Raw genomic sequence first — 12,663 nt, 5'->3', positions numbered from 1 at the left:
GGCCTCATACGACACTGCATGCAAGACGAAGCCTTCGACCACGAATCCGACTCCTCCGCCCCGGCCGCCGTCGACCAGGGGTTGATCAACCGCATCGTCGAGGGCGCGCTGCTGGCGGCGAACCTGCCGATGACCACCGCGCAGCTGGAAGGCCTGTTCCCCGAGGGCCATCCGCCGCCGGAGGGCGCGATCGCCACCGCGCTGGAACAGCTGTCCGCGGCCTGCGCCGAGCGCGGCGTGGAGCTGGTGGAAGTGGCCAGCGGCTGGCGCTACCAGGTCAAGGCCGAGGTGCACGGCTGGGTCTCGCGCATGTGGACCGAGCGCAAGACCCGCTACACCCGCGCCACGCTGGAAACCCTGGCGCTGATCGCCTACCGCCAGCCGATCACCCGCGGCGAGATCGAACAGGTCCGCGGCGTGGCCGTCAGCAGCAACATCATCCAGGCCCTGGAAGAGCGCGAATGGATCCGCGTGGTCGGCCATCGCGACGTGCCGGGTCGTCCGGCGTTGTTCGGCACCACGCGCGGCTTCCTGGATTACTTCGGCCTCAAGCGCCTGGACGAGCTGCCGCCGCTGTCCGAATTGAAGGACATCGGCGAGCTGGACCCACAGCTGCCGTTCGCCAGCGCGCCGATCGCCGCCAAGGCCGACGCCGAAGGCCAGCCGGCCAGCGACAACGCCGGCAGCGACGCAGCAGACGACACCGCCGACGCAGATGCGTCGAACGAAACACCGGCACAGGATGTGCAGGCCGACGACGGCGATGACGCCGCCGAAAGCGCAGCGCAGGACACCGCGCCTGCCGACACCGATGCACCCGACGATGACGCCGCAGCCGCGGACGACATTGCCCCCACCGCCACGCACGCTGAACCCGGCGACGAGGCGGACGACACCCAGACTTCCCAACAACCTCAAGAAGACGACGCCGAAGCGGTCTCGTCGGAGCAGAAACCATGAGTGACACCCCCCGCAGCAAGCTGTCGCTGAAGCGCGACGCCGCCGCAGCCTCCGAAGTCCGCCTGGAAGAGCGCCTGCACAAGGTGCTGGCGCAGGCCGGCCTGGGCTCGCGCCGCGCGCTGGAACAGCGCATCGCCGACGGCCTGATCAAGGTCAACGGCGAGGTCGCGCAGACCGGCATGTCCATCACCAGCGGCGACCGCGTCGAGCTGGACGGCCGCACCTTCGTCGCCAGCGCGCTGACCGAAGCCCCGCGCGTGCTGATCTACAACAAGCCCGAAGGCGAAGTGACCACCCGCGAAGATCCCGAAGGCCGCCCGACGGTGTTCGAAGCGCTGCCGGCCCTCAAGGGCGCGCGCTGGATCGCCATCGGCCGCCTGGACATCAACACCACCGGCCTGCTGCTGCTCACCACCGACGGCGAGCTGGCCAACGCGATGATGCATCCGTCCTACGAGGTCTCGCGCGAGTACGTGGTGCGCGTGCGTGCGCCGGAAGGCCAGGACACGGTCTCCGATGAACTGGTCGAGCGCCTGCGCAAGGGCGTGGAGCTGGAAGACGGCCCGGCCAAGTTCGATGAAATCGAGCGTATCGGCGGCACCGATTCGCACGACTGGTACCGCGTCGCCCTCAAGGAAGGCCGCAACCGTGAAGTGCGCCGCCTGTGGGAATCGCAGGGTTGCCAGGTCAGCCGCCTCAAGCGCACCCGTTACGGCACCGTCGAACTGCCGCAGCCGCTGCTGCGCGGTCAGTCGCAGGAACTGCTCGATACCCAGGTGCAGGCCCTGCGCAAGTCGCTGAAGCTGGAAGACGGCACTCCGGCCGCGCTGACACTGCAGCCGGTGATCGGCCAGCGCAAGGCGTCCAAGACCGTGGTCAACGCCCGCGGCGCCGGCAATGCCTACGTCAACGGCCACAACAGCGCCGCCGATGAAGGCCGCGAGCTGCGCCGCTTCGACAACGTGCGCGAAGACCGCGGCCGCGGTGGCCGTGGCAAGGGCGGCGGCTTCAAGGGCGGCCTGACCGTCACCGGCGAAGCCGCGGCCAACCAGTCGCAGAAGCCGTTCAAGACCCGCGCCGCCAAGGGCCCCAAGCCGTTACCGGAAGGCAACCCGGCCGCGTTCCGCAGCTGGTACGTGCCCGAGGGCGTGGACACTGGCCCGACCGGCCACCGCAACGCCGGTCCCAGCGGCGCCCCGAAGAAGCCCTACGGCGGCAAGCCCGGCGGCCCGCGTCGTGGCGGTCCGGGCGCAGGCCCGGGCGGCGGCAACCCGTACGGCGGCTTTGGCGGTGACGAGCGCGGTCCGCGCGGCGGCCAGGGCGCCGGCCAGGGCCAGCAGCGCAAGGCCAAGCCGTACGGCCATCCGGGCAACGCGCCGAGCTTCCCGTCCGACCACGCTACGCCGGGCGCCTACAACCCGTACGGCCAGCGCCAGGCGCGTCCGGGCGGCGGCAACCGTCCGGCCGGCGGCAATCGCCCCGGCGGCAACGGCCCGCGTCCGGGCGGTGGTAATCGCGGTCCGGGTGGCGGCCGTCCCGGCGGCGGCAACCGTGGCGGCGGGCGTGGTCCGCGCGGCGGCGGCAACGGCTGATCGCAAGAGCGGCGGGAAGGCATGGGCGCGCCCGCGCCTTCCCGCTTCGCTTCAACCCGAGGTGCCGCAGCCCTCGCCCGCCCGGCTGACAAGCCTGCAAGGCGCGACCAAGATGAGAACCACTCTCATCGTCCCGGTTATACTGCGGCCCGGACTACCCCCAACTTCGACACGATCCGCCCATGTCTTCCGCTTACGGCGCCGAAACGGTGCTTGAGGTCCGTCACTGGACCGACGACTACTTCAGCTTCACCACTACCCGCGATTCGGGTTTCCGCTTCGAGAACGGCCAGTTCGTGATGATCGGCCTGGAAGGCGAAACCCGCCCGCTGCTGCGCGCCTATTCCATCGCCAGCGCCAATTGGGAAGAGCAACTGGAGTTCTTCAGCATCAAGGTGCCCAACGGCCCGCTGACCTCGCGCCTGCAGCACATCAAGCCCGGCGACAGCGTGCTGATCGGCAAGAAACCCACCGGTACGCTGCTGATCTCCGACCTGCATCCGGGCAAGAACCTGTACCTGCTGGGTACCGGCACCGGCATGGCGCCGTGGCTGAGCGTGATCAAGGATCCGGAGACTTACGAGCGCTTCGACAAGGTGATCCTCACCCATGGCGTGCGTTTCGAGAAAGACCTCGCCTACCGCGAGTATTTCGAGAACGAGCTGCCGCAGCACGAGTTCCTGGGCGAACTGCTGCGCGACAAGCTGCTGTACTACCCGGCCGTGACCCGCGAACCGTTCCGCAACCAGGGCCGCCTCACCGACCTGCTGGCCAGCGGCCAGATGGCCGACAGCCTGGGCCTGGAGCCGATCGACCCGTCGCGTGACCGCTTCATGATCTGCGGCAGCCCGCAGATGCTGGCCGACCTGCGCGCGCTGCTGGACAGCCGAGGTTTCGAAGCCTCGCACCGGATCGGCAACGCCGGGCACTACGTGTTCGAGCGCGCCTTCGTCGAGAAGTAATCGGCTCCCGCATTAGCGAGCTTCAAACCATCGGCGCCCACGTGGCGCCGATGTCGTTTCAGCCCAGCTCGGCGTCGATATCGCCGCGCAGCGACGAGGGCGCGTGGCGCGGCCCGTAGCGCTTGACCACCTGGCCGTTGCGGCCGATCAGGAACTTGGTGAAGTTCCACTTGATCCGCTCGGTGCCGAGAACGCCCGGCTTGTCGTGCTTGAGGCGCTTCCACAGCGGATGTGCGTTGTCGCCGTTGACCTCCACCTTGGAGAACATCGGGAAGGTCACGTCGAAGTTGACGCTGCAGAACTGTCGGATCTGCGCTTCGTCGCCCGGCTCCTGGTGGCCGAACTGGTCGCACGGGAAACCCAGCACCACCAGGCCACGATCACGGTACTGCTGCCACAGCACTTCCAGGCCACCGTACTGAGGCGTGAAGCCGCAGCGCGAGGCGACATTGACGATCAGCAGGACCGAGCCGGTCCAAGCGGAGAGCGGCTGCTCGCGCCCCTCAATGTCCAATGCCGAATACTCGAAGATGCCCCGCATGCGTCCATTCCCCAACTGCTCGCGCGAATGATAGGTGGTGAATCCTGTCCTCGCCAACAATGTGCGAACTACGTCAAATTTTTGTGTGCAATTCCACTCAGCATCTTTCGGATGACAGGTGCGTCATGCAGGACTTTGGTCACGCGGGCTGGCAGGCCGCGCTGGGTTAGCCTCAGCGATCACCTTTGTCTATGGATGCTGCACCGCATGACCACCCGCCTCGCCCTGGCGCTTGCCATTGCCCTTGGAACCACCATGCCCGCCCATGCCCAGACCGGCGCGCCGGCCGCCACCGGCCAGTCCGCGAATATCTTCTTCGCCGAGAGCCCGCTGCCGCTGCACTACCCGCAGTTCGACAAGGTCACCGATGCCGACTTCGCCCCGGCGTTCGATGCCGGCATGGCGCAGCAGCTCAAAGAGATCGACGCGATCGCCAACAACCCGGCCAAGCCGACCTTCGACAACACCATCGTGGCAATGGAAAAGAGCGGCCAGGTGCTGGACCGCGCGACGACGACCTTCTTCAACTTGGTCGGCACCGATACCAACCCGACGCGCGAGAAGCTGCGCAGCGAATACTCGGGCAAGTTCGCCGCGCATCGCGATGCGATCAGCCTCAACGGCAAGCTGTTCGCGCGCCTCCAGGCGCTGTACGACAACCGCGCCAAGCTGGGCCTGGACGCGCAGGGGCTGCGCCTGGTCGAGAAGTACCACACCGATTTCGTGCGCGACGGCGCCAAGCTCTCCGACGCGGATAAGGCCAAGCTCAAGGAAATGAACGCCGAGCTGGCCGCGCTGGGCACGCAGTTCAGCCAGAACGTGCTGAAGGAAGTGAATGCCTCGGCCGTGGTCGTCGATGACGCCAAGCAGCTGGCAGGCCTGAGCGAGTCGGAGATCTCCACCGCCGCCGACGAAGCCAAGTCGCGCAAGCTGGAGGGCAAGTACGTCATCACTCTGCTCAACACCACCGGCCAACCGCCGCTGACCAACCTCAGCAATCGCGACCTGCGCGAGAAGATCTACAAAGCCTCGATCAACCGTGGCAGCCGGGACAATGAATTCGACAACACCAAGCTGGTGTAGCGGATCATGACCCTGCGCGCGCAGAAGGCGAAGATGCTCGGCTACCCGACCTACGCCGCCTATTCGCTGGAAGACCAGACCGCCAAGACCCCGCAGGCGGTCAACGACATGCTGGGCAAACTGGCCCCGGCCGCGGTCGCCAACGCCAAGCGCGAGGCCGCCGACCTGCAGGCGATGATCGATACCGAGCAGAAGGCCGCCGGCAAGCCGAGCTTCAAGCTGGAAGCCTGGGACTGGGCCTACTACAGCGAGAAGGTGCGCCAGGCCAAGTACAACTTCGACGAGTCGCAGCTCAAGCCGTACTTCGAGATGAAGAACGTGCTGGAAAACGGCGTGTTTTACGCGGCCGGCCAGGAATACGGCCTGACCTTCAAGGAGCGCACCGACCTGCCGAAGTATCGCCCGGACACCTTCGTCTATGACGTGTTCGATGCCGATGGCTCGCAGCTGGCGATCTTCATCTTCGATCCCTATGCGCGTGCGTCCAAGCGCGGCGGCGCGTGGATGAATTCCTACGTCTCTCAGTCCGGCCTGACCGGCGACAAGCCGGTGGTCGCCAACCATCCCAACATCCCCAAGCCGCCGGCCGGCCAGCCGACGCTGCTGACCTGGGATGAAGTCACCACCACCTTCCACGAGTTTGGCCACGCGCTGCACGGCATGTTCTCGGACGTGAAGTATCCGTACTTCTCCGGCACCAGCGTGCCGCGCGACTTCGTCGAGTTCCCCTCGCAGGTCAACGAGATGTGGGCCGACTATCCGTCGATCCTCAAGCACTATGCCAAGCACCACCAGAGCGGCGCAGCCATGCCGCAGGCGCTGCTGGACAAGGTGCTGGCCGCGGCCAAGTTCAACCAGGGCTTTGCCACCACCGAGTACCTGGGCGCGGCGATGCTGGACCAGCGCTGGCACCAGATCACCGAAGACCAGGTGCCCGACGCGGCCGGCGTGATGGACTTCGAAGCCAAGGCACTGGCCGCCGATGGCATCGCCTACGCACCGGTGCCGCCGCGCTATCGCACGCCGTACTTCAGCCACATCATGGGCGGCTACTCGGCCGGCTACTACGCCTACATCTGGTCGGAAGTGCTGGATGCCAATACGCAGAAATGGTTCGAAGAACATGGCGGCCTGAGCCGCGCCAACGGCGATCGTTTCCGCAAGACGCTGCTGTCGCAGGGCGGCAGCCAGGACGCGATGAAGCTGTTTCAGGACTTCGCCGGCCACGCGCCGCAGATCGAGCCGCTGCTGGAAAAACGCGGCCTGGATGCCAAGGCCGAGTAAGTCCGGTCACCGCGCGATGCAGTCAATGCGTCGCGCGGGTTCTGGAATGCAAAAAGCCCGGCCGATGGCCGGGCTTTTTGCTGCCTGCATGTTCTGCAGGAATTATTTCTTGGGTGGCTCGATGATGCGCTGGCCATCGCCGGCCGGCACCGTGGAATAGACACGCCCGGTCTTGGGGTCCATCACGCGATTGGGCGCGACCTCGACCGCGCCGGTCACTGGCTGGCCGCGCGCATCGGTGACGTGGATCGGCTTGGGCGTCGGATCGGGCTGGGTGGAGGCCGGCTGTTCCGGGCGCTGCTGGACGATGCCGGTGTCGGCAGCCACCTTGGGCGCCGCAGTGCGCTGCGAGGCATCTGAGCGCACCGAGGATTTCTGCGCCGGCTGCGGCGCAGGCAGCGTGTTGCTACCGTTGCTGGAACTGCTGATCGGACGGAACGGCTCGACCTTGTTGGGCTGGTTGAGCTGCTGCGCGCCGGCCGCCAACGGCAGGGCCAGCAGCAACGCGGAAATCAAGGGAATGATGGGCGCCTTCATGGCAAAACCTTCCTCTGTGTCGAAGCAGTCACGTTAGCGCCATAGCGCTGCATCGGCGATGAAACCGGCGGTGACACACAGGTCAGCCTGCGGCGCTGGTCCGGCCGCATTCAGCCCAGGAAAGCCGGCCTTTGCATTGCCCCACACGTTGCGGCGCACAAACAACAACGGCGCCTTGCGGCGCCGTCGTGTCGGATCAACCTGCCTGCTGGGCGGGCTCTGCGCCGCCCATGTCCAGTTCGCTGGCTGGCTTCTTGGTCAGCGCGGCCTGGCGGCGCGGCTTGCTGGGGAAGGCGTGCCGCAGGATCCGCCACATCACCTGACCGAACTGCGAGAACAGCGAGCCGGTGTTGTAGTGCTGGCCGTAGCGCTTGCAGATGGCGCGCACCTCGACCGACATCGCCGCATAGCGGTTGGCCGGGATGTCCGGGAAGAAGTGATGCTCGATCTGGTGGCTCAGGTCGCCGGTCAGCACGTCGATGGCGGCGCCACCGCTGATGTTCGACGAACCGCGCAGCTGGCGCAGGTACCAGTGGCCGCGGGTCTCGTTGCGCACGCAATCCTTGGGGAAGGTCTCGGCATCGGCGGTGAAGTGGCCGCAGAAGATCACCACGTAGGTCCAGATGCTGCGCATCACGTTGGCCACCAGATTGCCCAGCAGCACCGGCAGGAAGAACGGGCCGGCCAGCGCGGGGAAGATCACGTAGTCCTTCAGCATCTGCCGGCCCATCTTGCGGCCGACCGGGCGGAACTGCGCGCGCAGCTGCTTGAAGGTCATCTTGCCGGCGAACAGACGGCCCAGGCGCAGGTCCTGGATCGCCACGCCCCACTCGAACAGCAGGCAGAAGATCACCGCGATCGGCGGCTGCAGCAGGTTGAACGGCTTCCACTTCTGCTCGGGGAAGATGCGCAGCAGGCCGTAGCCGATATCGTCGTCCAGGCCACGCACGTTGGTGTAAGTGTGGTGGCGGAAGTTGTGGGTTTTGCGCCAGTTCTCACTGGTGGCGACGATGTCCCATTCGTAGGTGCGGCTGTGTAGCTGCGGATCGCCCATCCAGTCGTACTGGCCGTGGATCACGTTGTGGCCGACGGTCATGTTCTCCAGGATCTTGGACAGTCCCAGCAGCAGCGTGCCAGCGATGCACAGCGGCCACAGCAGCACCGGCACGAACGCGCCGCCGATCGCACCAGCGAACAGCAAGATGCGGCCCAGCGCGCCGGTCCAGCGCACGGCCGAGACCGCGCGGCGGATGTAGCGCGCGTCCGGCGCGCCCAGCTGGGCCACGGTGCGCGCACGCACAGCGTCCAGCTCTTCGCCGAAGCGTTGCAGTTCGTCCTGGGAAAGCGGGCGGTTCTTGTGAGCCATTACAGGTCCAGAGTCAGGTCGGTGGCGGCGGCGCTGATGCAGATGCGCACGGTGGCGTCGGGTTCGGCCGAACGCGCGTTGGTCTGGGTGTCGCGGGTGATGCCGGCGCTGCGGGTGCAGGCGCAGGTGTTGCACAGGCCCATGCGGCAGCCGGAAGCGGGCCGCACACCCTGCTCTTCCAGCGCCTGCAACAGGGACCGGTCACGCGGCACGGTCAGCGTGCGCCCGCTGCGTGACAGCACGACTTCGACCGTACCGGTTTCGCCCGGCAGCGCCTGCGGCGGGGTGAAGGCCTCGGCATCGAAGCGCTGCACGCGGCCTTCCAGCAGTTCGCGTGCGCGCTGCACGAAGCCATGCGGGCCACAGGCGAACACGCTGCGCTGGTCCAGCTGAGGCACCAGCGCGGCCAGATCGGCCTGGCCGATCCGCGGTGCGAACGCGCCACGGCCGTCGTCCTCGCGGGTCAGTGCCAGCTGCAGGTTGAAGCCGTCGTGCCTGGCCGCCAGTGTCTGCAGTTCCTCGGCGAAGCAGACCTCGGCGCGGGTGCGGGCCCAGTACAGCAGGTCTAGCTCCACCGGCATGCCGGCGACATCGAGCTGGCGCAGCATCGCCATCAGCGGGGTGATGCCGCTGCCGGCGGCCAGGAACAGCCACGAGCCATGCACCGCGGCCGGCAGCGTCATCGCCCCGAAGGCCGTGCCCAGGTCGAATACCTCGCCCACCTTGGCATCGCGGCACAGGTGACGGCTGACGCGGCCCCCGTCCACTTCGCGCACGGTGATTTCGATCTTGTCGCCGTCCACGGCGCTGGGGCTGTAACTGCGGGTCAGGCGCGCGCCTTCCACCTCCACGCCCAGATTGACGTGCTGGCCCGGCCGCAGCCCGGCGAAATGCCGGTTGGTCTGCAGCACCAGAGTCACGGCATCGGACGAGGCCTGGCGGCGGGCCTTCAGGCGCGCCATCGGGCGCTCCCAGCTCCACAGCGGGTTGACCTTGGCGGCCCAGAAATCGAACACCGCCGGATCGACCAGATCGCGGGCGGCACGGAACGCCTGGGACAGCGGGGCGCGGGGACGGCGGGGCAGGACGGCAGTCATGAGGGTGCACTATACAGACGTGAAAACGGATGTCTATACACTTGTATATTCACGATAAGGCTATGATTCATCCGCCGTAACGCCCGGCGAAGGACTCGCTCGCCATGCCCTCCCCGGAAACCGCCATCGACACCACCGCTGAAGACGCCTCCCCCGCCCGCCGGGCCGGCATCTCGCGCCAGGACCTGCTGGCGGCGGCATTGCGCCTGGTCGGCCCGCACCGCAGCCTGTCCTCGCTGAGCCTGCGCGAGGTCGCGCGCGAAGCCGGGATCGCACCCAACTCCTTCTATCGCCAGTTCCGCGACATGGACGAACTGGCCGTGGCCTTGATCGACCTGGCCGGCCGCTCGCTGCGCCAGATCATCGGCCAGGCCCGCCGCCGCGCCCTGCGCGCCAGCAGCAGCGTGATCCGCCTGTCGGTGGAGACCTTCATGGAGCAGCTGCGCGCCGACGACAAGCTGTTGCACGTGCTGCTGCGCGAAGGCATGGTCGGCTCGGATGCGTTCAAGGCGGCAGTCGAGCGCGAGCTGACCTATTTCGAGGACGAGCTGAAGGTCGACCTGATCCGCCTGGCCGCCGCCGACGGCGCGACCCTGCACGAGCCGGCACTGGTCTCCAAGGCGATCACGCGCCTGGTTTTCGCCGCTGGTGCCAGCGCCATGGATCTGCCCCCCGCGCGCGACCCGGAACTGGTGGACCAGCTGTCGACCATGCTGCGGATGATCCTGACGGGATCGCGGGCGATGGCCGCTGAAAACGCGCCCCGCTGATTCAATCCATCGACCTGCGCCTCCCGTGCTATCGCTTGACGACCCAGCTTGGTCTGATCTTCAGGACGCTTACGGAAGCGCGGAAGCAATTCCCCTGCTTCTGGCGCAACTGAAAACATTTCCAGATAAATCCCACGCAGAATCTGAGCCGTGGTTTTCGCTGTGGAGCGCGCTGTGCCACCAAGGCGATGTCTATCAGGCATCCTTTGCAGCAGTTCCTCATATCGTCGCCACGCTTGCGAGTGCACCGAGGCGCGCGTCGTTCGACTACTTCCTGATTGTTGCCTGCATCGAAGTGGCGCGACACGAGCGGAACGTCGAAATTCCCAAAGCATTACGCGATGCATACCTTGAGGCGTTGGCACAGATGCCTGCCCTGGCTGGAAAAACATTGGTTCCAGGAGTGACCGCCGAACTGTGCATCAGCGCATTGGCAGCAAGCGCGGCTGCTGCAGGCCAGTTGGCAACTGCAGCGCTATTGACTGATATGGAGCTGGATGACATCGACGCGATGAGGGACTGGATCTTCAATCGCTAATCCCGCTTCTCCGTGCCAGTTATTGGACGCACTCACCCGCCCTGCTGGAACGTCACCACCTTCACATCCACATCAACGCATTGCGGGTCGTGGCAGACGCCATTGATCCAGACCTCGCCCGAACCTAGCATCACGCCGTTCTGGCTGACGAACAGCTCAGCATAGCGTTGCTTGGCGATGGCCTGCGCCACGACCGGCGTGACAATGTCCGGGTAATGCGCGATGAAATCCTTCGCGTTGTCCACCTGGATCTTGCCGGTCAGCGTCGACACCGCCAGCGGATAACGCACCAGTGCGGCGACGCCTGAACGATCGTCGGTGCCGACGGCGGCCTGAAGACGCTCCAACGCGCTGCGATAGGCCTTGTGATCGCCGAGCACCTTGTCGATGCGCGCGTCGACTTCAGCTTCCTTGCCTGCATCAGCAGGCATCGAAGGTTGTGCAGCTTGAGCGGGCGCTTCCGAAGCGGCAACGGAAGCCGGAGCCGCCATTGCATCGACAGGCGCCGCCGATGCGGGCTGCGCAGTCGCCTGTTCATCTGAATGGGCCGCACAAGCGGCCAGCGAGAGCGCCACCAGCGCGGGGCACAACAACAGCTTCATCCGAAGGTCCTCCTATAGCGAATGCGGGCCGCAGCTTGCCCGAGGGTGCGTTGACGCCACGCGAGGTCGGCGGGTCAGCCGGCGTTGGGCCGGGTCTCAGGAACTGAGACGGGCGAACCCAACGTTGTCGGCCTCTGCACAACCCGGCATGCACCCTGCCCGCTCATGGCCATTGCTTCCCACGACCTGATCGTCCTGCGCCCGGAAGGGCTGTACTGCCCGGCCGGCGACTTCCACATCGACCCGTGGAAGCCGGTGCCGCGCGCGGTCATCACGCACGGCCACGGCGACCACGCCCGCACCGGCATGGGCCGCTATTGGGCAACACGCGAGAGCCTGCCGATCCTGCAATGGCGGCTGGGCGAGCAGGACTACGCGATCCACGACTACGGTGAGGCTTTCCAGATTGGCGATGCGAAGGTTTCGCTGCATTCGGCCGGGCATGTACTGGGTTCGGCGCAGGTGCGCGTGCAAGTGGGCGATGAAGTCTGGGTGGCCTCGGGCGACTACAAGCGCCAGCCCGATCCGACCTGCGCGCCGTTCGAGGTCGTGCCGTGCGACACCTTCATCACCGAGGCGACCTTCGGCCTGCCGATCTATCGCTGGCCGGATACGCGCGAGGTGGCGCGCGACATCGTCGCGTGGCGCCGGCACTGCGCCGCGCGTGGCGAGGCGGCGATCCTGTACTGCTATGCGCTGGGCAAGGCGCAGCGGCTGTTGGCCGAACTGCGCGATCTGGACGATCAGCCTGCGCTGCTGCACGGCGCGATCCAGGTCGGCGTGGACGTGTATCGCGGCGCGGGCATCGCCATGCTCGACACCTTGCCGGTATCGGAGACGGCCAAGGGCAGCGATTACGCCGGGCAGTTGATCCTGGCGCCGCCTTCTGCCGCCGGCAGCCCGTGGATCCGCCGCTTCCGCAAGGCGCAGCAGGGCTTTGCCTCGGGCTGGATGCGGGTGCGCGGCAACCGGCGGCGACGCAACTACGACCGTGGCTTCGTCGTGTCCGATCACGCCGACTGGCCCGATCTGCTGCGCACCGTGCGCGAAACCGGCGCACGCCGCGTCATCGCCACGCACGGCAACACCGACGCGATCATCCGCGCGATGAACGAAGCCGGCATCGAGGCCGAGGCGTTTCGTACTGATTTCGGCGGTGGGGAGTGACCGCGGTCGGCATTTCGCAATCGTTCTCATGCCGTCATCCCCGCGACCGCGGGGATCCATGGACGTTGCGCTGCGGTTCCGCAGCGCAAAAAGCAGCGTCGCTGGGTTCCCGCTTTCGCGGGAATGACGTCTTCAAGGTGGCCTGCGTGCGTGATGCGCTCGAC

Annotated in this window: 10 protein-coding genes and 2 pseudogenes; 7 read left to right on the top strand and 5 right to left on the bottom strand. The window is 66.7% G+C overall.

The genetic code is table 11. From position 1 onward, the window contains the following. Window positions 1-18 precede the first annotated feature (18 nt). The 3 genes and pseudogenes from scpB to BMZ17_RS13890 all read left to right on the top strand — a co-directional run. Window positions 19-795, top strand: a pseudogene (scpB, locus tag BMZ17_RS13900) (SMC-Scp complex subunit ScpB); the annotation flags it as partial. Between the two features lie 161 nt (window positions 796-956). Then, the gene (locus tag BMZ17_RS13895; protein WP_093139129.1) at window positions 957-2,552 is read left to right on the top strand and encodes a pseudouridine synthase; all 1,596 of its coding nucleotides are present in this window, start codon (window positions 957-959) and stop codon (window positions 2,550-2,552) included. 182 nt (window positions 2,553-2,734) lie between these two features. Further along, the gene (locus BMZ17_RS13890) at window positions 2,735-3,514 is read left to right on the top strand and encodes a ferredoxin--NADP reductase (protein WP_093139128.1); all 780 of its coding nucleotides are present in this window, start codon (window positions 2,735-2,737) and stop codon (window positions 3,512-3,514) included. A 58-nt stretch (window positions 3,515-3,572) separates the two neighbouring features. On the opposite strand, the gene BMZ17_RS13885 is transcribed toward BMZ17_RS13890, so the two are convergent. Beyond that, window positions 3,573-4,055 (bottom strand): glutathione peroxidase, encoded by a 483-nt coding sequence (locus tag BMZ17_RS13885; RefSeq protein WP_093139127.1) that lies wholly within the window; start codon window positions 4,053-4,055, stop codon window positions 3,573-3,575. Window positions 4,056-4,262: 207 nt separating this feature from the next. Between BMZ17_RS13885 and BMZ17_RS13880 the strand changes: the two are divergent. Further along, window positions 4,263-6,422, top strand: a pseudogene (locus tag BMZ17_RS13880) (M3 family metallopeptidase). Window positions 6,423-6,524: 102 nt separating this feature from the next. On the opposite strand, the gene BMZ17_RS13875 reads toward BMZ17_RS13880, so the two are convergent. From BMZ17_RS13875 to BMZ17_RS13865, 3 genes are all read right to left on the bottom strand, one after another. After that, on the bottom strand, window positions 6,525-6,959 hold the full coding sequence (locus BMZ17_RS13875; protein ID WP_093139126.1) for a hypothetical protein: 435 nt from the start codon (window positions 6,957-6,959) through the stop codon (window positions 6,525-6,527). 196 nt (window positions 6,960-7,155) lie between these two features. After that, window positions 7,156-8,325: a fatty acid desaturase family protein gene (locus tag BMZ17_RS13870; RefSeq protein WP_093139125.1), complete on the bottom strand. Its 1,170-nt coding sequence runs from the start codon at window positions 8,323-8,325 to the stop codon at window positions 7,156-7,158. After that, a complete protein-coding gene (locus tag BMZ17_RS13865; protein WP_093139124.1) occupies window positions 8,325-9,422 on the bottom strand; it encodes a ferredoxin reductase in 1,098 nt (365 codons plus the stop codon). The genes BMZ17_RS13870 and BMZ17_RS13865 overlap by 1 nt, the downstream gene beginning before the upstream one ends. 104 nt (window positions 9,423-9,526) lie before the next feature. Between BMZ17_RS13865 and fabR the strand changes: the two genes are divergently transcribed. Continuing rightward, complete coding sequence (fabR, locus tag BMZ17_RS13860; protein ID WP_093139123.1) at window positions 9,527-10,192, top strand: HTH-type transcriptional repressor FabR; 666 nt, start codon at window positions 9,527-9,529, stop codon at window positions 10,190-10,192. Between the two features lie 25 nt (window positions 10,193-10,217). Beyond that, entirely contained in the window at window positions 10,218-10,730 is a 513-nt protein-coding gene (locus tag BMZ17_RS20975) for a hypothetical protein (RefSeq protein WP_139202927.1), read from the top strand. A 32-nt stretch (window positions 10,731-10,762) separates the two neighbouring features. Here the strand turns inward: BMZ17_RS20975 and BMZ17_RS13855 are convergent, their stop codons facing one another. Continuing rightward, the gene (locus BMZ17_RS13855) at window positions 10,763-11,332 is read right to left on the bottom strand and encodes a hypothetical protein (RefSeq protein WP_139202926.1); all 570 of its coding nucleotides are present in this window, start codon (window positions 11,330-11,332) and stop codon (window positions 10,763-10,765) included. Between the two features lie 165 nt (window positions 11,333-11,497). Here BMZ17_RS13855 and BMZ17_RS13850 point away from each other — a divergent pair, with 165 nt between their 5' ends. Further along, window positions 11,498-12,499, top strand: coding sequence for a ligase-associated DNA damage response exonuclease (locus tag BMZ17_RS13850; protein ID WP_093139121.1), 1,002 nt, complete (start codon window positions 11,498-11,500; stop codon window positions 12,497-12,499). Window positions 12,500-12,663: the final 164 nt, after the last annotated feature.

Origin of the sequence: Pseudoxanthomonas sp. GM95, from assembly GCF_900109775.1 — a bacterium.
In the GTDB taxonomy this organism is placed as follows: Bacteria; Pseudomonadota; Gammaproteobacteria; order Xanthomonadales; family Xanthomonadaceae; genus Pseudoxanthomonas_A.
The sequence above is the reverse complement of the archived record's forward strand: the minus strand, read 5'-3'. Positions and strand labels throughout refer to the sequence as shown.

Excerpts from the sequence above, each read along its gene's own strand:
- BMZ17_RS13855 (WP_139202926.1), bottom strand. The coding sequence starts at position 11,332 with ATGAAGCTGTTGTTGTGCCCCGCGCTGGTGGCGCTCTCGCTGGCCGCT.
- BMZ17_RS13870 (WP_093139125.1), bottom strand. The coding sequence starts at position 8,325 with ATGGCTCACAAGAACCGCCCGCTTTCCCAGGACGAACTGCAACGCTTC.
- BMZ17_RS13865 (WP_093139124.1), bottom strand. The coding sequence starts at position 9,422 with ATGACTGCCGTCCTGCCCCGCCGTCCCCGCGCCCCGCTGTCCCAGGCG.
- BMZ17_RS13850 (WP_093139121.1), top strand. The coding sequence starts at position 11,498 with ATGGCCATTGCTTCCCACGACCTGATCGTCCTGCGCCCGGAAGGGCTG.
- BMZ17_RS13890 (WP_093139128.1), top strand. The coding sequence starts at position 2,735 with ATGTCTTCCGCTTACGGCGCCGAAACGGTGCTTGAGGTCCGTCACTGG.
- BMZ17_RS13885 (WP_093139127.1), bottom strand. The coding sequence starts at position 4,055 with ATGCGGGGCATCTTCGAGTATTCGGCATTGGACATTGAGGGGCGCGAG.
- BMZ17_RS13895 (WP_093139129.1), top strand. The coding sequence starts at position 957 with ATGAGTGACACCCCCCGCAGCAAGCTGTCGCTGAAGCGCGACGCCGCC.
- BMZ17_RS13875 (WP_093139126.1), bottom strand. The coding sequence starts at position 6,959 with ATGAAGGCGCCCATCATTCCCTTGATTTCCGCGTTGCTGCTGGCCCTG.
- fabR (WP_093139123.1), top strand. The coding sequence starts at position 9,527 with ATGCCCTCCCCGGAAACCGCCATCGACACCACCGCTGAAGACGCCTCC.